The organism is Leifsonia sp. GW821-FHT13C05 (assembly GCF_058806515.1).
The window spans coordinates 72,154-93,290 of the sequence record NZ_JBXAPT010000007.1 but is presented as its reverse complement, the minus strand read 5'-3'; the positions used below and the strand labels follow the sequence as shown (position 1 = coordinate 93,290).

Genomic DNA, 21,137 nt, shown 5'->3' with positions numbered 1-21,137 from the left:
AAACGCTAAGTTCGGGCTTGGCGTCAAACAGTGAACACAACAAGTAAATAACGGTCTGGATGTTTGCGGCGCGGTCTGCGTCGGTCGCGCGTCAGTCTCGCCCGGCGAGCGAGGCCTGGATCACCAGCGCGGCAGCCCCCAGCGACTCCGCCCTGTCGCCGAGGGACGACATCCGGACGGTGGTGGTCTCGCCGATCACCGGGATGGCGTTCTGCAGGATCCCGTGCCGGATGGGGTCGAGCAGCGCATCCCCGAGCCCGGCGAGCGGGCCGCCGATCAGCACCAGCTCCGGGTTGATGACGTTGGCGATGTTGGCGATGGCCTGGCCGATCGCCGAGCCGGCGTCGCCGACGACGCGCAGGGTGGCCGGATCGCGCTGGAGGCCCTTGCGGAGGATGTCCTCGGTGGTCACCGGCGTCTCGGACCCGCGGCCGAGGGATTCGAGCATCACCGTGGTGGACGCGACCGTTTCGAGGCAGCCTCGGTTGCCGCAGCGGCAGATCACGCCGTGCTCGGTGACCGGTGTGTGCCCGAGCTCGCCGGTGATCCCGAGGTAGCCGTAATACGGCTGGCCGTTGAGGATCAGCCCTGCGCCGATGCCGGAGCCGATCTTCACGAAGATGAGGTTCCGCACGCCGCGGTTGGCGCCCCAGGTCACCTCGGCGAGCGCTCCGAGATTGGCGTCGTTGTCCACGACGACGGGGAAACGGAAGGCGTTCTCGAGGTCGCGCAGGTTGACGCCGACCCACTCCGGCAGGATCGCGCCCTGCAGCACGGTGCCCGTCCTGCGGTCGATCGGGCCCGGGATGCCGACCCCCACGGACAGCACGGACTCGCGCTCCCAGCCGTTGGCGGCGAGCATCCTGTCGATGAGGTCGGAGGCGGCCTGCAGGCTCTCGTCCACGTCGTAGCCGAGCGGGAGGGCGATGGCCTCCTCGGCGAGCACCTCGTAGCCGAGCGTCGTGAGCACGATCCTGACGTGCCTGCGGCCGAAGTCGACGCCGACGGCGATGTCGCCGGTGTCGGTCAGCTGCACCAGCAGGGCGCGCCGGCCGCCGCTGTTCACCGGGGAGGTGGCGACCACGCCTTTGGCCGCCATGTCCCTGACGATGTTCGAGACGGTGGCGGTCGACAGTCCCGTTCCGCGCGCAAGCTCCGCCTGGGTCGAAGGGCCGTTGGCGAGGAGGAACTCGAAGAGTCGCTCCTGGTTCAAGTGCCTCAGTGCGCCTTGCGACCCGGGGTTGCGTGCGCCACGTACGAGAGAGCCCGAAGTGGCGGTCATGCGATAAGGGTGCAGGAGAGGAGTGTTGTAGTCAAGTTGTGAACGTAACCCCACGGTTGGGGCACAACGTGACTTCAGGTTTCTCAGGGGGTGGGCGCGCCGGATGCCTCCCGTTGCGCTGCCAGGCTCCAGACCTCGCCGACGACCATCCCGCCCGGGCCATCGCCGGTGGTCACGAAGTGGTCGACGTACGGGCCGATGAACGCCTGCCAGCGGGCGTTCGCCTCGTCGTTGTCGAGCGCATCCATCGCCGCGGCGAAGTCGTCGCAGTCGACCAGGTGGAAGAGGTCCCTGCCGCTGCGCCAGATTGTCCAGTCGTGGATTCCGACCCGCGCGAACGACGCGACCAGGTCGTCCGGGATCGTGGCGTGCGCCTCCTCGTACCCGGATTCGTGGCCGTCGCGGACGACGGAGTGGAGGGCGACGCGCATAGTGTTCTCCGTGTTCTCCTGCAGTGTTGGAATACTATAGGAAATAGTAATAGGGTTCATGGACGAGCGAAAGGACCCTCGATGCCCACTCTGCCGACCCCGACGATGCGATTCCAGAGACTCGGCCAGCCAGGAGCGGAGATCCCCGTCGTGAGCGACGGGACCACCCCCTGGGATCTGCGCCGGCTCACGGCCGACATCGACGGCGCCTTCCTTGAAGCAGACGGCCTCGCTCGTGCGGCGGAAGCGGCCGCCGCGGGCGAGCTGCCGACGGTCGACCCCGCCGGGATGCGCGTCGGCGCGCCGATCGCCCGGCCGACCGCCGTCATCTGCATCGGGATGAACTACGCGGCCCACGCGCGCGAATCCGGCTCGGAGCCGCCCAGCGACATCGTCGTGTTCTACAAGCACCCCAACACGGTCGTCGGACCGGACGACGCCGTCATCATGCCGCCAGGATCGACCACCACCGACTGGGAGGTGGAGCTCGCCGCGGTGATCGGGAAGCGCGCCAGCTACCTCTCGTCGCCGGCCGAGGCGCTCGACCACGTGGCGGGCTTCACTGTCGCCAACGACGTGTCCGAGCGCGAGTACCAGCTGCAGCGCTCGCTCGGGCAGTGGAGCAAGGGCAAGAGCTTCGCGACGTTCAACCCGCTCGGTCCGTGGCTGGTGCCGACCGCATCCATCGGCGACGGCTCGGGACTCGGCATCTGGTCGACGGTCAACGGCGAGCAGCGCCAGAAGTCGACCACGAGCGACCTGATCTTCAGCGTGGCCGAGATCGTCTACCGGCTCAGCCAGTTCACGGTGCTGGAACCGGGCGACCTCATCAACACGGGGACCCCGGAAGGCGTCGGACTGTCCGGCCGCTTCCCGTACCTCGCGCCCGGCGACGTGGTCGAGCTGGGCATCGACGGACTCGGACAGCAGCGCACGACCGTGCGCGCGGCCGACTGACGCAGGGAGAGACGACGGTGTCGCAGAACTTCGCAGGACTCGTGGCCGCGGTCACGGGAGGCGCATCCGGGCTCGGCAGGGCGATCGCCGACGAGCTCGCATCCCTGGGGGCGCGGGTGTTCTGCCTCGACCTCGACGCCGCGGCCGTCTCGGCGCCGCACACGGGCATCCGGTGCGACATCGGCGACGACGCCAGCGTGCGCGACGCGATGGCCGCCGTGGTGGCCGATGCGGGGCGACTGGACGTGGTGGTCGCCAACGCGGGCATCGGAGCGCAGGGCGACGTGCTCGCCAACGGCGACGACGAGTGGATGCGCGTGCTCAACGTGAACGTGATCGGCTCGGCCCGCACGATCCGCCACGCGCTGCCGCACCTGCAGCAGTCGCCGTCCGCCGCCGTGGTGCTGACCAGCTCGATCGCGGCGTGGGCCGGGCTCCCCCAGCGCGTGCTGTACTCGGCGTCGAAAGGCGCGGTCTCGGCGATGACGCTCGCCATCGCCGCCGACTGCCTCCCGCTCGGCATCCGCGTCAACGCGGTCGCCCCCGGCACTGCCGACACCCCGTGGGTGGGCCGACTGCTCGACGCCGCCACCGATCCGGATGCGGAGCGCGCAGCCCTCGCCGCCCGCCAGCCGAACGGCCGCCTTGTGCAGCCGCAGGAGGTCGCGGAGGCGGTCGCGTACCTCGCGTCGCCGACCTCGGCGTCGACGAACGGCGTCATCCTGGCGGTCGACGGCGGCATGTACTCCCTGCGCCCGCGGCGCTAGCGGCTGCGCCGGACCGGCTGCCCGAGGGCTAGACGGCGGCCCGGACGGCGAATGTGTGGGCGGCGAGAGAGGACTCGTGCATCTCCATGCCGATGCCGGGCGTGAGCGGAGCGCGGTAGCGGCCTCCCGTGACGTCGACCGGCGAAACGAAGTGCTCGTGCAAGTGCTTGGTGTACTCGATCATCCGGCCGTCCTGGCTGCCGGAGACCGCCACGAAGTCGAACATCGAAAAGTGCTGCACGGCCTCGCAGAGCCCAACGCCGCCCGCGTGCGGGCAGACCGGCACGCCGAACTTGGCGGCGAGCAGCAGGATCGCGATGTTCTCGTTGACGCCGGCGACGCGCGTGGAGTCGATCTGCACGATGGAGGCTGCTTGCGCCTGGAGCAGCTGCTTGAACAGCACCCTGCTCATCCCGTGCTCCCCCGTCGCGACCGGCACCGGGGCGATGGCCGCGGCGATGGCGGCGTGGGCCAGGATGTCGTCGGGGCTGGTCGGCTCCTCCACCCAGGCGAGGCCGAACGGTTCGAGGGCGTGGATCCACTCGATGGCCTGGTCGCGGTCCCAGCGCTGGTTGGCGTCGATGGCGATCCGGGTGTCCTGGCCGACGGTCTCGCGCGCGATGCCGAGGCGCCGGATGTCGTCGTCCAGGTTGTCGCCCACCTTGAGCTTGATCTGCTCGAAGCCCTCCTCGACGGCCTCGCGCGCCAGGCGGCGCAGCTTGTCGTCGGAATAGCCGAGCCAGCCGGGCGTGGTCGTGTACGCGGGGTAGCCGACGGCGAGCAGGTCGGCCTCGCGCTCTGCGCGGCCGGGGAGCGCATCCCGGAGGATCGCGATGGCTTCGTCGCGGGTGAGCGCGTCGCTCAGGTAGCGGAAGTCGACCAGGTCGGCGATCTGCTCCGGCGTCATGCGGGAGAGGAGCTGCCAAAGCGGGAGGCCGGCACGCTTGGCCTTGATGTCCCAGAACGCGTTCACGACGGCGCCGATGGCCATGTGCATGACGCCCTTCTCCGGGCCGAGCCAGCGCAGCTGCGAGTCGTAGACGAACTCGCGCCAGAACCCGCCGAGGTCGTCGAGGATCGCCTCGACGTCCCGCCCGATCACCCGGTGGGCGACGGCGTCGATGGCCGCGACCTGCACGTCGTTTCCACGGCCGATCGTGAACACGAAGGCGTGTCCTTCGTGGCCGTCCGGGGCGTCGGTGGTGACCCGCAGGTATGCGGCCGAGTAGTCCGGGTCCGGGTTCATCGCGTCGGAGCCGTCGAGCATGGCCGACGTCTCGAACCGGACGTCCAGTGTTTCGAATCCTGTGACGATGCTCACGCGCATCCCTTCCCATCCATCGCCGAGCACCCTCGCGTCGACTGATAGACAACATCCTATTGGATATAGGTGGATATGCGCGAATTTGCCACCGTTGGATGTGGTGGCTTCGCGCGGAGAACTCGCGCGCAGGCCCGGCGTGTCCTCCGTTCGAGCGGAGTTTTCAGGCGCGACCGGCCGGAACTCCGCTTGGACGGAGATCCGGGATGGGGATGCGGGGCGCGGGTCAGCTGTGCTGGTCGGCGTCCGCCAGGCTGGCGGAGATGCGCGTGTACGACTTGGTGATGTGGTCGAGCATCGCCTTCTCTGCAGCTTCGGCGTCCCCCACGCGCAGTGCTTCGAGGACGGCCTCATGCTCGCCGGAGGTCTCCTCGACCACGCCGTGCTTGAAGTAGACGCGGTACTGGTGCATGTGCGACCTCAGCCGGGCGATGGCGTCGGAGAGCAGCGCGTTGCCGGAGTGCTCGGCGATGATGCGGTGGAAGGCCGCATCCTGGTCGGCGAAGTCGCGGTAGTCGCGGAACCGGTCGTCTCCGCTCTGTGCCGCCTCGCCGCTGGCGTGCATGGCGTCGCAGAGCTCTTCAAGTTCGGCGAGCGTCTCCGTGGTGAGCTCGCCCACCGCCTTGCGGGTGGCGTACGGCTCCATCAGGCGCCGCATCTCGAAGAGCTGACGCAGACCCTCGCTGTCGAGCAGCGGCGCGGCGGTGTACCCCTTGAGCGCCTGCTTGACCACCAGGCCCTCCGATTCGAGGCGCGCGAGGGCCTCGCGGACCGGGGTCGGGGAGACGTTGAGCTGGCGGGCGATGCCGTCGATGCTGGCCCGGCTGCCCGGCTCGATGATCTGGTCCATGAGCAGGCCGAGGACGGCGTCGTACACGTCGTCGGCGAGCGCCCTCCTCGCGGGGAGGAAGTGCGCGCCTGGTGCTGATTCGGTGCTCATGCAGACATCGTATGGCTTCGTCGGAGGGAAAGAGAGGATAGAGGATGCAGGATTCTCACGGCAGAAGTCCCGCCTCGGAGAGCTCCGCCCAGAGCGCATCCGGCACGGGAACTGCGGCCAATCCGGCGTTTCTGGTGATCTGCGCTGCCGAGTCCGCGCCGAGCACGACCGTGGCGACGGCCGGGTGGCGCAGCGGGAACTGCACAGCCAGCTGCGGCACGGTCACGCCGTACGGCGCGGCGATGTCGGCGATGCGGGAGACGCGCGCGAGCAGCGCATCCGGGGCGGCGCCGTAGTCGTACGTCGCGCCCGCCACCGGGCGGTCGGTGGCCAGGATGCCCGAGTTGAACACCGCGGCGACGGCCACGGACACCCCGCGCTCCGCGGCGGCCGGCAGCAGGTCCTGCTCGGACGACGGGTCGAGCAGCGTGTACCGGCCGGCGCACATCACGATGTCCAGGTCGGTCTCCCGCACGAACCTCGTCAGCATCGCCGACTGGTTCATGCCGGCGCCGTACGACCGGATGACGCCCTGGGCGCGCAGCTCGTCGAGTGCGGGGAACGCGCCGTCCAGCGCCTCCCGCTCGTGCTCATCCGGATCGTGCACCAACACCACGTCGATGCGGTCGAGGCCGAGCCTGGTCAGCGAGTCCTCGATGGACCGCAGCACGCCGTCACGCGAATAATCCAGCCGGCGGCGCAGGGTCGACGGCACCGCGAACAGGTTTCCGAGGTCGGTGTCCCCCTCGCGATAGTCCGGGTTGGGCTCCAGCACGCGACCGACCTTGGTCGACAGGACGAACGCATCCCTCGGGTACTCTTGCAGACCGGCGCCCAGCCGCTTCTCCGCGAGGCCGAGGCCGTAGTGCGGGGCCGTGTCGAAGTACCGGATGCCCGCCTCCCACGCCGCGGGCACGATGCCGGGCCACACGTCGTCGCCGAGCGGCCGGTAGAGGTTGCCGAGGGCTGCGACGCCGTAGCCGATCGGCCCGACCGTCAGGCCGCCCCGGCCGAATGTCCGGGATGCGGTGGCCGTGTTCACAGTGTCCATTCTGGTCAGCTCACCCTCAGATCGTCGATCGCGTCGAGGTCCCACTCGATGCCGAGGCCCGGCGTGGTCGGCGCGACGCCCGCGCCGTCGCTGACGGTCATCTCGCTGCGCGTCACGGCGCGCAGCTGCGGGATGTGCTCCAGGTAGAGGGCGTTCGGGATGGCGCAGCACAGTGAGACGTGCAGCTCCATCAGGAAGTGCGGGGCGACGGCGACGTTGAACGCCTCGGCGAGGTGCGCGACCTTCAGCCACGGCGTGACCCCGCCGACTCTGGCCACATCCACCTGCACGATCGACGCTGCGCCGGACTGCAGATACTCGCGGAAGTGCCCGACCGAGTAGATCGACTCCCCCACCGCCACCGGCAGGCTGGTCGCCTCCGCGAGCCTGCGGTGCCCTGCGACGTCTTCGGCGGGCAGCGGCTCCTCGAACCAGAAGATGTCGAGCTTCTCGAACAGGGCTGCGCGCCGGATGGCCTCGGCGGCCGTCATCGACTGGTTGGCGTCGACCATGATGTCCATGCCGGGGCCAACGGCCTCCCGCACGGCGGCGAGGCGTTCGAAGTCCTCGTGCCCGCGCGGCTTGCCGACCTTGATCTTGACCCCGTGCATCCCGCGCGCCTTCGACTCGACCGCCTGCGCCACCAGCTCTTCCGTGCTGAAGTGCAGCCAGCCGCCCTCGGTGTCGTACAACGGGATGCTCGGCCGCGCTCCACCCGCCGCCACCCACAGCGGCAGGCCGGCGGCGACGCAGCGCGCATCCCAGACGGCGGTGTCGACGGCGGCGAGCGCGAGCGACGTGATCGCGCCGACCGTGGTGGCGCGGGTGGACGAGAAGAGCGCGTGCCACACCGCCTCCGGGCGGTTGGCGTCCATCCCGAGCAGCACGTCGAGCAGCCCGGACCGCAGCAGGCTGAGCACGGCGCCGCCTCCGGTGCCGATCGTGTAGCTGTAGCCGATCCCCTCCACGCCGCCCGCGGTCCGGATGCGCACGAAGATCGTCTCCTGCTTCACGAACGACTGCACGGCGTCTGTGCGGACCGTCTCCACTTCGAGGTCGCTCAGCCAGGCCTCCGCGAAGACGATGGTGCCGTCCACGGCGATGCGGTCGATGGGCGGTGCGAAGGTCATCTGCTCTGCTTTCGGGGTGGGGTGGGTGCCGGAGGGGCCGGTGCCGGCGGTGCCGGTGCGCGCGACGACGGCCATCACCGGCCGCCGAAGCCGCCGAGCGCGACGCCCTTGATGAGCTGGCGCTGCAGCACGGCCACGATGATCAGCGACGGGATGATCGCCAGGGTGGATGCGGCCATCATCAGGCTCCACTGGGTGCCGTGCTCTCCGGTGAACATCGACAGGCCGAGGGGCACGGTCGCGAGCTCCTGGCTGTTGATGATGATCAGCGGCCACAGGTAGGAGTTGTAGTAGCCGACGAACGAGAACACGCCGAGCACGGACAGCGGTGCCGTGAGCTGCGGCAGCAGCACCGACCAGAGTGTGCGGAACCGGGAGGCGCCGTCGATCAGCGCGGCCTCCTCGAACTCGATCGGGATGGTGAGGAAGAACTGCCGGAGCAGGAACGTGCCGAACGCGGTGAACGCGAACGGGATGATCAGGGCCGCGTACGTGTCGACCAGGCCCAGCTGATTCATCATGATGAACAGCGGAACGACCAGCACCTCCTGCGGCAGCACGAGCGTGAGCACGTAGAGCAGGAACAGGCGGTCGCGGTACTTGAAGCGCAGCCGGGAGAACGCGTACGCGGACAGCACGGCGACGATCACCGACAGCAGTGCGCCCATGATCGCCACGAAGAAGCCGTTGAAGATGAAGCGCCCGAACGGCACCAGGGTCCACGCATCCACGAAGTTGGACCACTTCACCTCGGAGCCGATGAACGACGGCTTCGCCGAGAACACCTCGGACTCCGGCTTGAGGGCCGAGAAGAACATCCAGATGAACGGGAAGGTGAACACCAGCGCCACGACGGCCATCACCAGGGTGTTCAGCCAGGTCTTGGCGGCCGTGACCTTCTGGGCGCGGCGCAGGCGAGGCTTGCGGGTCAGCGTCTCACTTGACAGCGTCTCACTTGTCATAGTTCACCCACTTCTTCTGCCCGGCGAACTGCAGGGCGGTGATCAGCATCACGACGATGAACAGGATCCACGCCAGCGCCGACGCGTAGCCGAGCCTGTCGAAGACGAAGCCGTTGCGGTACAGGTAGAGCACGAACGTGTTCGTCGACTCCCCCGGACCGCCCTGGGTCAGGATCTGCGGCTGCACGAACACCTGGAACGCACCGATCATGGTCATCGTCATGGTGAAGAACAGCGACGGGGAGATCATCGGCAGGATGATCGACCGCAGCCGCTGCCAGGCGCTCGTGCCGTCCATCCTGGACGCCTCGAGGATCTCCTTCGGGATGCTGCCGAGACCGGCGGAGAGCACGATCACGTTGTAGCCGAACGACTGCCAGACCGACATCGCGATCACTGAGAACAGGGCGAACGACGCATCCGACAGCCAGCTGGGGCCCTGGATGCCGATGGATGCGAGAGCCGAGTTCACGAGGCCGTTGTCGCTCAGCAGCAACCGCCAGACCAGGGCGTTCGCCACCATCGGCGTGATGGCGGGGAGGAAGAAGATCACGCGCCAGAAGCCGGAGAACTTGATCCTCGTGTTCAGCCACAGCGAGACGGCCAGTGCGAGCACCAGGTTGAGCGCTGTGTAGACGAACGCGAAGATCACCGTGTTGATCAGGACCGTGTAGAACGTGGGGTCGGAGAACAGCTTCTGGTAGTTGGCGAACCCGACGAACGTCGGCGAGCCGAACAGCGGCCACTCGAACAGGCTGATCACCAGCGAGCCGAGCAGCGGCACCAGGATGAAGAACGTGAACCCCGCGAGGCCGGGCCACAGGTATGCGAGGGCGACGAGGCCGTCGCCCTTCCGCTTCCTGGTGCCCCGCGGCGGGGAGGGGTGGGGCACGCCGAACGGGCGCGTCTCCGTCGATTCGGGCGCGGCGGACGCCGCCGTCTCCTTCGAGACGACGGCGCCCGAGATCAGCGGGGAAGCCATGCGGCTACTGCCCCACCGAGTTCTGGATCGTGTTCATCACGTCCTTGGCCGTCTTGTCACCGCGGTACCCTTCGACGCCGTACTGGGTGAACAGGGTCTCCACCTGGTTCCAGGTGGGGGTGGTGAGCTGCGCAGTGGCGTTGCCGAGCAGCGCCTGCACGGCGGCAGCGGCCTCGGGGGTCTTGCCCTCCGCCCAGGCGGACTGGGCGTCAGCCCTGGACGGGACGATGCCGCGCTTCTCCGCCTGACCCTTGAGCACGCTCGTGTCCGTCATCGCCTGGATGGCCTTGAACGCACCATCCGGGTCCTTGCAGTTCTTCGCGATGCCGAAGCCGGAGCCGGCCGTCATGCCGTGCGCGTCGCCCGAGGTGCTCGGGACGATGGTCACGCCCATCTGGAACTTGGCCGCCGAGGCGAAGGTTCCGTACATCCACGGTCCCTCGATCAGCATGTCCGTCGAGCCGCCGGTGAACGCCGCCTGCGCCACGTCGGAGCCGTCCGCCGCGTTCGGTGCCGCCGCGATGCCCTCCTTGCTGACCAGGTCGAAGTACGACTGCACCTGGTCGACCAGCTTGGAGTTGGTCAGGTCGAGCTTCCCGCCCTTCACGGCCTCCGCACCGTCTGCGATCGCCCAGGCATTCGGGATGAAGAAGCCCGGCTCGATCGCGAGCGCCTTGTGGTCGCCCGTGGTGAGCTTCTTCGCGTCGGAGAGGAACTGCTCGCGCGAGTACGTCGTGCTCGGCAGCTCCAGGCCGGCCTTCTTGAACGCATCCACGTTGTAGTACAGGACGATCGGCTCTGCGTCGTACGGGATGGCGCGGATCGTGCCGTCGACCGTCATGCCCTTGAGCATGGACGCGTCGAACGCCGAGGTGTCGAGCTTGTACTTCTTGATCAGGTCGTCGAGCGGCATGAGCAGCCCGCCGAGCTCCTGGGCCCGCGCGGCCTGCGTGGTGAGCAGGCAGGGCGGGTTGGAGCCGCTGAGGCGGGTCTTGACCTTCGTCCAGTAGTCGTTGAAGCTCGGGCCGTCGATGGTCACATCGAGCTTCGGGTCGACCTTCTTGCCGAGGTCGATGAAGCCTTCCCACTGGTCGCGGTCGCTCTGACTGCTGACCCAGGTGTACATCGAGACGGGGCCGCCGGAGGCGTTGCCCCCGCCTCCGCCCGCACATCCTGCGAGCGCCGTGAGGGCTCCTGCCAATACGATTGCGGTTCCGATACGTCCCGCCGCGCGCGTGGTTCGTGGTGTCACTTGCTGTGCCTCCTCCATTGGATTCATCAAATGTGATCGCCTACTGAGCCTGCTGTTCCGCGGTCTCGCTCCGAGGGGCGGATCCGCGATCCTATAGGGTCTTTGATATAGGTTATGGGGAGCATAAGCTGCTGCGCCCCGGCCGGTCAAGTAGTCGATCCGGTCTGTGCCGGTCAGGCGAAGTCGATCGCGATCACGTCGACGACGGCTCCGGATGCGGCGGGCGCGGGGATCAGCAGCTCGCCCAGCGGCTCGGCATCCCGCGACGCCTGCTCGTGCACCTCGTAGTTGACCTCGTACGGCAGCTGCTCGTCCGTCGCCAGCAACCGGATGCCCGTGACCCGGCCCACAGGGATGCCCCGCACGATGACCTGCTCGATCGGCCGCATCACCAGGTGCAGGTAGATCGTCCCCGGCCGGGCGGTGGAGGGGCCGTAGTAGTCGACGCCGACGGTCGGCGAGACGCCGACGACGCTCTCGGCGTGCGCATCCATCCACTGGCCGATCTCGTCCAGCGTCTGCACCTGCGACTCGTTGAGGCTGCCGTCGCCCTTGGGGCCGATGTTGAGCAGCAGGTTGCCTCCGCGGCTCGCCACCTCGATCAGCGTGGTCACGAGCGAGGTGGTGGACTTGCTCTTGGTGTCTCCGGGCCGCCACGCCCACATCTGGCCGATGGTCAGGCAGAGCTCCCACGGACCGGTCGGCGCCGTCACGGGGAAGCCCTGCTCCGGCGTCTTGTAGTCGCCTTGGCCGAGCAGGCGGTCGTTGATGACCACGTCCGGTTGCAGCGACTTGATCAGGGCGCGCAGCCCCGCACTGTCCCATTCCTGCTCCGAGCGCTCCCACTCTCCGTCGAACCAGAGCAGGTCGATGGTGCCGTAGCCGGTGAGCAGTTCGGTGAGCTGCCCGCGCAGGTAGTCCTGGTAGCGCGCCCAGGCCTCCGGCGTTGGCCGGCGGTGCTTGTCTTCTGCGACAGGGGTGCCGGCGTTGGCCGGGTCTCCCGCAGCTGGCCAGTGCTCGAGCGGGTACGGGCGGTCGCTGTCCTGGAAGGCCGGGTAGTCTGCGTGGTTCCAGTCGGGGAGGCTGTAGTAGATGCCCACCCGGATGCCCTCCGCGCGGATCGCCTCGACGAACTCGCGGGTGATGTCGCGACCGAACGGCGAGTGCTCGATGCCGAAGTCGGAGTGCGCGGTGTGGAACATCGAGTATCCGGCGTGGTGGCGGGCGGTGAACACGACGTAGCGGGCGCCGGCCCGCTTGGCCAGGCGGGCGAGGGCGACCGCATCCCAGTCGACCGGGTTGAAGGTGGGCGCCGTCGACTGGTATTGCTCGACGCTGACGGTGTCCTCGACCGCGTCGGAGCCGGGGATGATGGACCGGCCGACCAGTGGCCAGGAGATCTCGATGCCCTGCTGGCTGGCGTGGTCCCAGTGCACGAACAGGCCGAATCCTGCGCCGATGAACCACTCCCCGCCTGGCAGCTGGAAGTCGGCGGGACGCACGAACGAGTCGGGTAGAGCGGTGAGGGTCGAATCCACGGGGAGAACTCTCCTTTGAGTAGGGATGCTATTGCCTATAGGATATGGACTTGGGATGCGTCCCACAATCCATTCAACGAAGAAGGAGAATCTCAGCGTGGCCATGTTCACTGACGACCCCGTCCGCCCCGAGAACTACCAGCGGTTCCAGCACGAGCTCCCGTCCTGGTTCAGCGACGCCAAGCTCGGCATCTTCGTTCACTGGGGCCCGTACTCCGTTCCGGCCTGGGCTGAGCCGATCGGCGAACTCGGCACCATCGAGAAGCAGTACTGGTTCGCGCACAATCCTTACGCAGAGTGGTACTTCAACACGATCCGCATCGAGGGCAGCCCGGCTGCCCAGCACCAGAAGGACGCGTTCGGCGGCGCTCCGTACGACGACTTCCTCGACGCCTGGAACCCCGACGAGTTCGATCCGGAGGCGTTCATCGCCCTCGTGAAGAGCACGGGAGCAGGCTACTTCGTCCCCACCACCAAGCACCACGACGGCGTCACCCTGTGGGATGCTCCCGGCACCGACGGCCGCAACACGGTCGCCCGCGGCCCGAAGCGCGACCTGATCGGCGCGTTCGAGAAGGCCACCAGGGATGCCGGCCTCCGCTTCGGCGTCTACTACTCCGGCGGGCTCGACTGGCACTTCTCGCAGCTGCCGCCGATCACCGACGAGGGCCAGGAGTTCGGCCGCCCCGTCGACGCCGCATACGCCGAGTACGCGTACAAGCACGTCGAAGACCTGATCGAGCGGTACTCCCCCGACGTGCTCTGGGGCGACATCGAGTGGCCGGACGCGGGCAAGCCGTCCGGCCCGTTCTCGATGGAGAACCTGTTCGAGAAGTTCTACGCCACCACGCCGGACGGCGTCGCGAACGACCGCTGGGGAACCACCCACTGGGACTTCCGCACCAGCGAATACCAGCAGGGACTCAGCGTGGAGGGCGACGGCGGCTGGGAGAACTGCCGCGGCATCGGATACTCGTTCGGCCACAACACGCTCGAAGACGAGACCCACCTGCTGAGCGGCCCGGATGCGGTGAAGACGTTCGTCGACATCGTCTCGCGCGGCGGCAACCTGCTCCTCAACGTCGGTCTCACCGCCCGAGGGACGGTCCCGGACCTGCAGCGACGCACCCTGGAGCACCTGGCAGCGTGGAACGCCGTCAACGCGGATGCGGTTTTCGGCTCGACCACCCTGGACACGTCGATCGGGGCGGCGGGCTCCGACCCGTGGGTGCGCTGGACGCGCAGCGGCGACGTCGCGAACGCGTTCGTCGACGCATCCGGCGCTGTCACCATCGGCGGGGTCTCGCCCGCGGTCGACGCGGCCTCCGCCCGCCTCGCCGACGGAACCCCCGTCGCCGTGACGCGCGACGGCGACACGCTCGCGGTGACCCTGCCGGACGCATCCATCGCCGGTCCGGCGCTCATCCGCTTCGAACTGGACGCCTGAGCATGACCGTCGACGCCCACCTGCACCTCTGGGATCTCGAGAAGGTCGCGTACCCGTGGCTCACCGACGCGCTGGCGCCGATCAACCGCACGTTCGCGTTCGCCGAGGTCGAGCCCCAGCTGCGTGCGGAGGGCGTCGACGGCGCCGTGCTCGTGCAGGCGGCGAACTCGGTGGAGGACTCCGAGGCGATGTTCGCCGTCGCCGCATCCTCGCCGTTGGTCGCGGGCGTCGTCGCCTGGGTCGACCTGCTCGACCCTGCCGCGACCGCCGCCCAGCTGGAGACGTGGTCGGCGCATCCCGGGTTCGTGGGGGTGCGCCACCTCATCCACGACGAGCCGGACGCCGACTGGCTGGCGCGGGATGCTGTGCGCCGCTCCCTCGCCGTCGTCGCCGCCCACGGCATCGCCTTCGACGTGATCGGCGTGCTTCCGCGCCACCTGGAGCTCGCCGTCTCGCTCGCGGAGGAGCAGCCGGAACTGCGTATCGTCATCGACCACCTCGGCACCCCGCCGGCCGGCTCGGCGAGTTCCGCGGCAGGGAGGGAGCCGTGGGCGTCCCTGATGACCGCGCTGGCCGCGCACCCCAACGTCTCCACCAAGCTCTCCGGCCTCACCACCATCGGGGACGACCTCCAGCCGTACGCCGACCACGCACTCGACGCGTTCGGCGCATCCCGGGTGCTGTTCGGCGGCGACTGGCCGGTCTCCACCTTGGCCGGAACGTATGCGGAGACCACCGCTGTCGCCCGCGCACTCACCGCGGGGCTGAGCGAGCAGGAGCGAGCCGACGTGTTCGGCGGGGCCGCACGCCGGGCGTACCGCCTGGGCTGACCGCCCGGCTCGGCCGGGCCTGAGAGAATTGCCTCATGCCCATCCTGAACAAGGACATGCAGGTCTGCATGTCGCTCGCAGCACGGCCGAGCAACATCGGAACCCGGTTCCACAACTATCTCTACGACGAGCTCGGCCTGAACTTCATCTACAAGGCGTTCACCACCACCGACCTCGAGGGCGCCGTGCGCGGCATCCGGGCTCTCGGCATCCGCGGCTGCTCGGTGTCGATGCCGTTCAAAGAGGCCATCATCCCGCTGGTCGACGTGATGGAGCCGTCCGCCCTCGCGATCGAGTCGGTGAACACCGTGGTCAACGACGACGGTGTGCTGACCGCGTCCAACACCGACTACGAGGCCGTCGCCGCACTGCTCGCCGAGCACGAGGTCGACCCGGCGCGGCGCGTGCTGCTGCGCGGCTCCGGCGGCATGGCGAAGGCGGTCGTCGCGGCGTTCCGCGGCGCCGGCTTCGACGACCTGACCATCGTCGCCCGCAACGAGGAGGCGGGCTCCTCGCTCGCCGAGAAGTACGACTACGCCTGGGTGGCCACCGACCCGGAGCCCGGCTTCGACGTGATCGTCAACGTCACCCCGCTCGGGATGCGCGGAGAGAGCGAGAACGTGACGGCGTTCGGCGACGACCACATCGCCGCGGCCTCCACGGTGTTCGACGTGGTGGCGTTCCCGTCGGAGACTCCGCTGATCGTCGCCGGGCGCGCATCCGGTGCGAAGGTCATCACCGGCGCCGAGGTGATCGCGCTGCAGGCCGCGCGCCAGTTCGAGCGCTACACGGGCGTCACCCTCACCGCCGACCAGGTGGCCAGGGCGTCGGAGTTCTCCCGCGCTGAATAGTCGGCGTCGCCCCGCGAAGCCGACCGGAGTAACGTGAGCCGCACGTCGACCGAAGGGAAGCGCTCATGGGCATCGGCAGTGGCATCTTCTTGGTGGTGGTCGGCGCCATCCTCGCGTTCGCGCTGAACGTGCAGGTGTCGTGGATCGACGTGCAGCTCGTCGGCTACATCCTGATGGGCGCCGGTGTGGTGGTGTTCATCCTGTCCCTCATCTTCATACTGCGCAGACGGCAGACCACGACCATCCGGCGCGGTGGCGTCGACCCGGCGACGGGCGAGCGCATCCAGGAGCAGCGCACGCGCTCCGACGACTTCTAGTCGCCATTTCCTTTCGCGCAGGGCGGGTTTAGGGTGCAGGCATGCGCCTCCGACCCCGCATCGCCGCCCCCGTCCTGCTCGCAGCACTCGCGGCGCCGTTGATACTGGGGTCGTCGGCATCGGCAGCGACCACCACCTCCTGGGCCGGCTGGGCGCCCCTCACCGGCACCGCGAACGACTACACGACCTCGGTCACCGTCGCGAGCAACCCTCCCCTCGTCGCGGATGTGACCAGTGACTCGCGCGCCGGTTCGGTGGGCGTCATCTCCGGCGCATCCACCTGGCTGGCCGCCTCCACCCCGGTCGGCGCGAAGTACGGGTCGAGCCAGGGCAAGCCGTATCTGAACCTCCGCGCTCGCGCCGACAACGCCACTTCGCCCTCCACCACCACGTACACGTTCCGCACGCCGACCCCGACGTCCGGGTGGACGTTCGTGCTCGGAGACATCGACGCCGACAAGGTGCAGATCCGCGCGGTGGGTCCGGATGGGGTCCCCCTCACCGCCGCACAGCTCGGCTACCGCAGCAGCTTCAACTACTGCGTCCCCGGCGTCTGCACCCCCACGCAGGCGCCCGCAGACGTCCCGCTCTGGAACGCGACGACCGCGACCCTCAGCGGCGACCCCGTCGTCAACCCGCGCTCGCTCGACACGGCGGGGGCGTCGGCGTGGTTCGAGCCCAACGCGCCCATCGCCTCCCTCACCTTCACGTACACGCGGGTGACAGGGCTGCCCGTCTTCCAGACCTGGTTCGCCTCCATCGCGCGCGACATCAGCGGGACGGTCACCGACGCGAACACCGGCCCCCTGGACGGCATGGCGGTGACGCTCACGGACGCGACGGGCGCCGTGGTCGGCACCGCGACCACCAGCGGAGGCGGCCACTACGCGTTCCCCGGCTTCCTCGCCACCAGCGGATACACGGTGTCGATCGCGCCGCCGCTCGGGAAGATCGCGGTGACCGCATCCCGTGCGCCCGCCGACCTGTCGGCGACGGATGCGGTGGTCGACTTCGCCGTGCGCGACATCGTCCCCGTCGCGGTCAGCGGCACCGTCCTGGATGCGGCGGGCCAGCCCATCGCCGGCGCCACCGTGACCATCGGCGCGGCCACGGCGACCACCGGGCCGGACGGCAGCTACCTGTTCGACACCATCCCGGTCGGGCAGCACCAGGCGGTGCTCACGGTCCCTGCGGGGTATGCGCTCACCACCGCGCCGCCGCCGTTCACGATCCCCGTCGGCTCGCAGACGCCCGTCACCGATCAGGACTTCGTCGTCACGGCGAACCCGACCCTGAGCGGCACGGTCAGTGCATCCGGTGCGGGAGGTGCCGGCGTGGGCGGTGTGACGGTGACGGCGGATGGGCCGGGCGGATCGGTCAGCGCGGTGACGGCCGCGGACGGGAGCTACCGCTTCCCGCGCATCCCGGCCGGGGCGTACACGGTGACGGTCACCCCGCCGGACGGCCTGGTGGTCGACGGAGCGGGGAGCCTGCCGGTGACGGTGAGCACCGCGGACGTGACAGGCATCGACTTCGCGCTCAGCAAGACGGGCGACATCGGAGGCACCGTGCTGGACGCCGACGGCGCACCGATCCCCGGAGCGACCATCACCATCGACGGGCCGACGAGCAGCACGGTGACCACGGATGCGAGCGGCGCGTTCGGCGCGACGGATCTGCTGCCGGGCGACTACACGATCACGCTCGACCTCCCGGACGGCTACACGAGCACGGGCCCGCTCACGGCCGAGGTCACAATCACGGCGGACGGGGAGACCTTCGGTGCGGTGGACTTCACACTGGATGCGGTCGTCGCGCCGCCCACGCCGCCCGTCACGACGCCACCCACCCCGCCGACCTCGTCATCGCCCGCCGACCCTGGCACGACCGCCGGCACTGGCTCGGCCGACCTCGCGGCGACGGGATCGACGGTCGACCCCGCGCCCCTGCTCCTGGCCGGTGGCGGGTTGCTGCTCGCCGGCGCGGCCGTCGTGGCCGTGGGACTGACGCGCCGCCGCCGGACGTAGACTCGAATCGTGTCCGATGACCTGCTCGCCCTGGAGAACCAGGTCTGCTTCGGCCTGGCCGTCGCCGCTCGCAGCGTGATCGCGCTGTACCGCCCCGTGCTCGAACCACTGTCGCTGACGCATCCGCAATACCTGGTGATGCTCGCACTGTGGGAGCGGGACCCGCGGTCGGTGAAAGAGCTGAGCGAGGCCATCCAGCTGGAACCCGCGACGCTGTCGCCGCTGCTGAAGCGGCTCGAAGCCACCGGCTACGTGGAGCGCAAGCGCAGCACGACCGACGAGCGCACGCTCGAGGTGACGCTCACCGAGACCGGCAGGGCGCTGCGGTCGGAGGCGGAGAAGATCCCGGGCCAGATCGTGGCGAAGCTGGGGCTGCCGGTCAGCGAGCTGGAGCACCTGCGCGAGGGGCTGCACGCGATCATCGCGGCGGCGCTGCGCACGGCGTAAGCGTTACGGGCAGACGAGCCGCGTGGCGTCGCGCTGGCCTTCTGGCCGGAGCACGGTGTGCTCGGTCATCGGGCGGCCGCAGATGGGGCAGGGCGACGCGGCGGAGCGGTGATCTGGGCCTTCCGGGTGACCTGCGCCGAGCTGCGCTGGGCCGGCGACGCTGATCAACTTCTCGTTCATCCGCGTGTACCAGCGCATGAAGCTTCCGGACATGATCTCCTCAATTCGTTAGTGCACTAACTAGTGTACGCCCGATTGACCTTGACCCGCGGGTCAGGGTTTACGCTGTGGGCGGAGGAACGCGGAGGAACACCATGCAGATCAGCGAACTCGCCGAACGCGCCGGGGTCACGGTGAAAGCCGTGCGCTACTACGAGAGCCTGGGTCTCGTGCTCCCCGACCGTCTGCCCAACGGCTACCGCGACTACACCGACGACCAGCTGCGTGCGGTCGCCGAGATCCGCGAACTCGCCGACTCCGGCATCTCCCCCAGCAAAGCGTCGCCGTTCATCGACTGCCTCGGCACCGGACACGCGTACAGCGACGAGTGCCCGGCATCCGTCGACGCATACCGGGACAGCATCGCCGACCTCGACAGGACCATCGCCGCCCTCACCCGCCGCCGCGAGACCCTCGCGCACCGGCTCGACGCGAGCGCCTCCCGGGGCTCCGCCCAGGACTGACCCGGCCGAGCGGAAGGCACGCGTCAGGCGTGCCGCCCCTGCACCATCTCCCGGATGCGCTCGATCGCGACCTTCGGGCGGCGGTCGTCGGTCACCAGGCCGTTGGTCTCCTGGCCGGTGTCGGCAAGCTGGGTGTAGCAGAACCCTGCGAGCACCGAGCTGGCCAGCGTCGCCTCCAGCAGGGCGCCGACGCGCTCGGCGAAGTCCTCCGGGCTGGAGGCGGCCGAGTATCCCCACGCGCCGTCCACCTCGTGCGCGCGGTCCACGAACGATACGCCGCCGAACTCGGTCAGCATCACCGGCGCCTGCCGGTCGCGTTCACCGCGCACGAGCATCCGGCGCCCGGCCGGTCCGAGTCCGTCGAACAGCCGGTCGACCGCCTCCGGCGTTCCATAGCGCGCGGCGACGACCTCTCCGGACGCCTCGTAGTCGTGCACGGAGAGGATGTCGGAGTCGACGTGCTCCCAGCCGTCGTTCGAGATGACGGGACGGGTGGGGTCGAGCGCCTTGGTCAGCGAGACGAGCGCCGCGGCGTAGTCGCGCATCCGGCCGTCGTGGGCGAGGTGCTGCACCCCCCAGCTCTCGTTGGTCGGCACCCAGGTGACGATGGAGGGATGCGAATAGTCGCGGTCGACGATGTCCGCCCACTCCTTGGTGGTGCGGGTGATCGCGGTCGGCGTGAACTCGTATGCCGCGGGAGACTCGCCCCAGATCAGCAGGCCGAGCGTGTCCGCGAAGAACAGGAAGCGCGGGTCCTCGTACTTCTGGTGCAGCCGCGCCGCGTTGAAGCCGAGGTCTTTGATGAGCTGCGCCTCCGCGCGCAGGCCGTCGACCGACGGTGCGGCGAGGTGCGATTCCGGCCAGTAGCCCTGGTTGAGCACGGAGCGCACGTAGTACGGCCGGTCGTTCAGCAGGAACCGCCCGCCGGCGACCGCCGCCGAACGCAGACCGAGGTAGGACCGCACGGTGTCCGCGCCGACCGTGACCACCGCATCCACCAGTCGCGGGTGCTCCGGCGACCAGAGCAGCTCCTCGTACGCCTGCCCGTTGCGCTGCTGCGGCAGCGGCACCGTCGTCTCGATGTTGCGGCCGACCGCCGGCACCGTCACCGAGCCGAGCGCTCGTCCCTCGTGGCTCAGAGAGATGGCCAGCGTCTCCCCGTCGCGGGCCGGACGGTTCAGCCGGATGCGCGCCGCCACCGTTCCCGAGATCAGGTCGGGGGTCCAGTGGATGCGCTCGATCGCCACCGCCGGCACCGCTTCGAGCCAGACCGGCTGCCAGATGCCTGTGGTGCGGTGATACCAGATCGAGTGCGGCTCGCGGTGCCAGTCCTGCTTGCCCCTCGGCTGGGAGAGGTCGGCGGGGTCGTCCTCCGCGCGCACGACGATCGACACGTCCGCTCCACCGGATGCGCCACCCGCCGCGAGCAGGTCGGTCACGTCGAACGAGAACGGCGACCCCCCGCCCTCGTGCTCGCCAGCGAACCGGCCGCCGACCCAGACGCGGGCACGGTAGTCCACCGCTCCGAAGTTGAGGATCACGCGCGGTGCGTCGTCGCTCGCGCCGATCGTCTCGAGCTCGGAGGCGCCGATGGTGCGCCGGTACCAGACCACCGGATGGAAGCCGGTGTCGCCGATGCCGGATGCGGGCGACTCCGGGGGGAACGGCACCACGATCGAGCGGTCGAAGCGCGTCGCCTCAGCGTCCGAGTACCAGCCCTGCGCCTCGCCGGCGTCTGCGTCGTCGTACGCGAACGCCCACGTGCCGCCCAGGTCGCACCAGTGCTCCCGCACGAGCTGGGGGCGCGGGTATGTTCCATCGAGCGTGCCTGCGGCTGGAAAAGTCATGGTCACTATGGTGCACCAGAAATGCAGCGCTGTAAAACGGTGAGGCGAACACGGCGAGCCGAGCGGGCGGAGCGG

Annotated in this window: 21 protein-coding genes; 9 read left to right on the top strand and 12 right to left on the bottom strand. The window is 69.3% G+C overall.

Annotation, left to right across the window (positions count from 1 at the left end; all coding sequences use genetic code 11):
- Positions 1–91: 91 nt before the first annotated feature.
- Complete coding sequence (locus AC1ROC_RS17100; RefSeq protein ID WP_085367512.1) at positions 92–1,282, bottom strand: ROK family transcriptional regulator; 1,191 nt, start codon at positions 1,280–1,282, stop codon at positions 92–94.
- An 83-nt stretch (positions 1,283–1,365) separates the two neighbouring features.
- A complete protein-coding gene (locus AC1ROC_RS17095; protein WP_493001632.1) occupies positions 1,366–1,713 on the bottom strand; it encodes an L-rhamnose mutarotase in 348 nt (115 codons plus the stop codon).
- 105 nt (positions 1,714–1,818) lie between these two features.
- Here AC1ROC_RS17095 and AC1ROC_RS17090 point away from each other — a divergent pair, with 105 nt between their 5' ends.
- On the top strand, positions 1,819–2,670 hold the full coding sequence (locus AC1ROC_RS17090) for a fumarylacetoacetate hydrolase family protein (RefSeq protein WP_493001753.1): 852 nt from the start codon (positions 1,819–1,821) through the stop codon (positions 2,668–2,670).
- 17 nt (positions 2,671–2,687) lie between these two features.
- Positions 2,688–3,437: an SDR family NAD(P)-dependent oxidoreductase gene (locus tag AC1ROC_RS17085; protein ID WP_493001630.1), complete on the top strand. Its 750-nt coding sequence runs from the start codon at positions 2,688–2,690 to the stop codon at positions 3,435–3,437.
- Positions 3,438–3,465: 28 nt separating this feature from the next.
- Here AC1ROC_RS17085 and AC1ROC_RS17080 read toward each other — a convergent pair whose 3' ends face one another.
- From AC1ROC_RS17080 to AC1ROC_RS17045, 8 genes are all read right to left on the bottom strand, one after another.
- Positions 3,466–4,758 carry an enolase C-terminal domain-like protein gene (locus tag AC1ROC_RS17080; protein WP_493001628.1) on the bottom strand — a complete coding sequence of 431 codons (1,293 nt, stop codon included), beginning with the start codon at positions 4,756–4,758 and terminating at the stop codon, positions 3,466–3,468.
- Positions 4,759–4,984: 226 nt separating this feature from the next.
- Positions 4,985–5,698: a GntR family transcriptional regulator gene (locus AC1ROC_RS17075; protein WP_168688276.1), complete on the bottom strand. Its 714-nt coding sequence runs from the start codon at positions 5,696–5,698 to the stop codon at positions 4,985–4,987.
- A gap of 55 nt (positions 5,699–5,753) precedes the next feature.
- The gene (locus AC1ROC_RS17070; RefSeq protein WP_493001626.1) at positions 5,754–6,740 is read right to left on the bottom strand and encodes an aldo/keto reductase; all 987 of its coding nucleotides are present in this window, start codon (positions 6,738–6,740) and stop codon (positions 5,754–5,756) included.
- 14 nt (positions 6,741–6,754) lie between these two features.
- Entirely contained in the window at positions 6,755–7,954 is a 1,200-nt protein-coding gene (locus AC1ROC_RS17065; protein ID WP_493001624.1) for a mandelate racemase/muconate lactonizing enzyme family protein, read from the bottom strand.
- The gene (locus tag AC1ROC_RS17060; protein WP_493001622.1) at positions 7,954–8,841 is read right to left on the bottom strand and encodes a carbohydrate ABC transporter permease; all 888 of its coding nucleotides are present in this window, start codon (positions 8,839–8,841) and stop codon (positions 7,954–7,956) included. The genes AC1ROC_RS17065 and AC1ROC_RS17060 overlap by 1 nt, the downstream gene beginning before the upstream one ends.
- Positions 8,831–9,823: a carbohydrate ABC transporter permease gene (locus tag AC1ROC_RS17055; protein WP_493001620.1), complete on the bottom strand. Its 993-nt coding sequence runs from the start codon at positions 9,821–9,823 to the stop codon at positions 8,831–8,833. The genes AC1ROC_RS17060 and AC1ROC_RS17055 overlap by 11 nt, the downstream gene beginning before the upstream one ends.
- Before the next feature lie 4 nt (positions 9,824–9,827).
- Positions 9,828–11,024 carry an ABC transporter substrate-binding protein gene (locus AC1ROC_RS17050; RefSeq protein WP_493001618.1) on the bottom strand — a complete coding sequence of 399 codons (1,197 nt, stop codon included), beginning with the start codon at positions 11,022–11,024 and terminating at the stop codon, positions 9,828–9,830.
- Between the two features lie 224 nt (positions 11,025–11,248).
- Positions 11,249–12,613, bottom strand: a complete 1,365-nt coding sequence (locus AC1ROC_RS17045) for an alpha-L-fucosidase (protein ID WP_493001616.1) — start codon at positions 12,611–12,613, stop codon at positions 11,249–11,251.
- A gap of 103 nt (positions 12,614–12,716) precedes the next feature.
- Here AC1ROC_RS17045 and AC1ROC_RS17040 point away from each other — a divergent pair, with 103 nt between their 5' ends.
- From AC1ROC_RS17040 to AC1ROC_RS17015, 6 genes are all read left to right on the top strand, one after another.
- A complete protein-coding gene (locus tag AC1ROC_RS17040; protein WP_493001752.1) occupies positions 12,717–14,060 on the top strand; it encodes an alpha-L-fucosidase in 1,344 nt (447 codons plus the stop codon).
- A gap of 2 nt (positions 14,061–14,062) precedes the next feature.
- On the top strand, positions 14,063–14,890 hold the full coding sequence (locus tag AC1ROC_RS17035) for an amidohydrolase family protein (protein ID WP_493001614.1): 828 nt from the start codon (positions 14,063–14,065) through the stop codon (positions 14,888–14,890).
- Positions 14,891–14,925: 35 nt separating this feature from the next.
- Positions 14,926–15,741 (top strand): shikimate 5-dehydrogenase, encoded by an 816-nt coding sequence (locus AC1ROC_RS17030; protein ID WP_493001612.1) that lies wholly within the window; start codon positions 14,926–14,928, stop codon positions 15,739–15,741.
- 65 nt (positions 15,742–15,806) lie between these two features.
- Complete coding sequence (locus AC1ROC_RS17025; RefSeq protein WP_493001610.1) at positions 15,807–16,058, top strand: DUF6458 family protein; 252 nt, start codon at positions 15,807–15,809, stop codon at positions 16,056–16,058.
- Positions 16,059–16,099: 41 nt separating this feature from the next.
- Positions 16,100–18,085: an MSCRAMM family protein gene (locus tag AC1ROC_RS17020; protein ID WP_493001608.1), complete on the top strand. Its 1,986-nt coding sequence runs from the start codon at positions 16,100–16,102 to the stop codon at positions 18,083–18,085.
- 9 nt (positions 18,086–18,094) lie between these two features.
- A complete protein-coding gene (locus AC1ROC_RS17015; RefSeq protein ID WP_168688270.1) occupies positions 18,095–18,532 on the top strand; it encodes a MarR family winged helix-turn-helix transcriptional regulator in 438 nt (145 codons plus the stop codon).
- A gap of 3 nt (positions 18,533–18,535) precedes the next feature.
- Here the strand turns inward: AC1ROC_RS17015 and AC1ROC_RS17010 are convergent, their stop codons facing one another.
- The gene (locus AC1ROC_RS17010; RefSeq protein WP_055897053.1) at positions 18,536–18,745 is read right to left on the bottom strand and encodes a hypothetical protein; all 210 of its coding nucleotides are present in this window, start codon (positions 18,743–18,745) and stop codon (positions 18,536–18,538) included.
- 101 nt (positions 18,746–18,846) lie between these two features.
- On the opposite strand from AC1ROC_RS17010, the gene AC1ROC_RS17005 reads away from it, so the two are divergent.
- Positions 18,847–19,215 carry a MerR family transcriptional regulator gene (locus tag AC1ROC_RS17005; RefSeq protein ID WP_085367498.1) on the top strand — a complete coding sequence of 123 codons (369 nt, stop codon included), beginning with the start codon at positions 18,847–18,849 and terminating at the stop codon, positions 19,213–19,215.
- Positions 19,216–19,238: 23 nt separating this feature from the next.
- On the opposite strand, the gene AC1ROC_RS17000 is transcribed toward AC1ROC_RS17005, so the two are convergent.
- Entirely contained in the window at positions 19,239–21,062 is a 1,824-nt protein-coding gene (locus AC1ROC_RS17000; RefSeq protein ID WP_493001605.1) for a glycoside hydrolase family 2 protein, read from the bottom strand.
- Between the last annotated feature and the right edge of the window lie 75 nt (positions 21,063–21,137).

Coding starts and splice junctions, on each gene's coding strand:
- AC1ROC_RS17100 (WP_085367512.1), bottom strand. CDS start 1,282: ATGACCGCCACTTCGGGCTCTCTCGTACGTGGCGCACGCAACCCCGGG.
- AC1ROC_RS17095 (WP_493001632.1), bottom strand. CDS start 1,713: ATGCGCGTCGCCCTCCACTCCGTCGTCCGCGACGGCCACGAATCCGGG.
- AC1ROC_RS17090 (WP_493001753.1), top strand. CDS start 1,819: ATGCGATTCCAGAGACTCGGCCAGCCAGGAGCGGAGATCCCCGTCGTG.
- AC1ROC_RS17075 (WP_168688276.1), bottom strand. CDS start 5,698: ATGAGCACCGAATCAGCACCAGGCGCGCACTTCCTCCCCGCGAGGAGG.
- AC1ROC_RS17065 (WP_493001624.1), bottom strand. CDS start 7,954: ATGGCCGTCGTCGCGCGCACCGGCACCGCCGGCACCGGCCCCTCCGGC.
- AC1ROC_RS17060 (WP_493001622.1), bottom strand. CDS start 8,841: ATGACAAGTGAGACGCTGTCAAGTGAGACGCTGACCCGCAAGCCTCGC.
- AC1ROC_RS17055 (WP_493001620.1), bottom strand. CDS start 9,823: ATGGCTTCCCCGCTGATCTCGGGCGCCGTCGTCTCGAAGGAGACGGCG.
- AC1ROC_RS17040 (WP_493001752.1), top strand. CDS start 12,717: ATGTTCACTGACGACCCCGTCCGCCCCGAGAACTACCAGCGGTTCCAG.
- AC1ROC_RS17035 (WP_493001614.1), top strand. CDS start 14,063: ATGACCGTCGACGCCCACCTGCACCTCTGGGATCTCGAGAAGGTCGCG.
- AC1ROC_RS17030 (WP_493001612.1), top strand. CDS start 14,926: ATGCCCATCCTGAACAAGGACATGCAGGTCTGCATGTCGCTCGCAGCA.
- AC1ROC_RS17025 (WP_493001610.1), top strand. CDS start 15,807: ATGGGCATCGGCAGTGGCATCTTCTTGGTGGTGGTCGGCGCCATCCTC.
- AC1ROC_RS17020 (WP_493001608.1), top strand. CDS start 16,100: ATGCGCCTCCGACCCCGCATCGCCGCCCCCGTCCTGCTCGCAGCACTC.
- AC1ROC_RS17010 (WP_055897053.1), bottom strand. CDS start 18,745: ATGTCCGGAAGCTTCATGCGCTGGTACACGCGGATGAACGAGAAGTTG.
- AC1ROC_RS17005 (WP_085367498.1), top strand. CDS start 18,847: ATGCAGATCAGCGAACTCGCCGAACGCGCCGGGGTCACGGTGAAAGCC.
- AC1ROC_RS17000 (WP_493001605.1), bottom strand. CDS start 21,062: ATGACTTTTCCAGCCGCAGGCACGCTCGATGGAACATACCCGCGCCCC.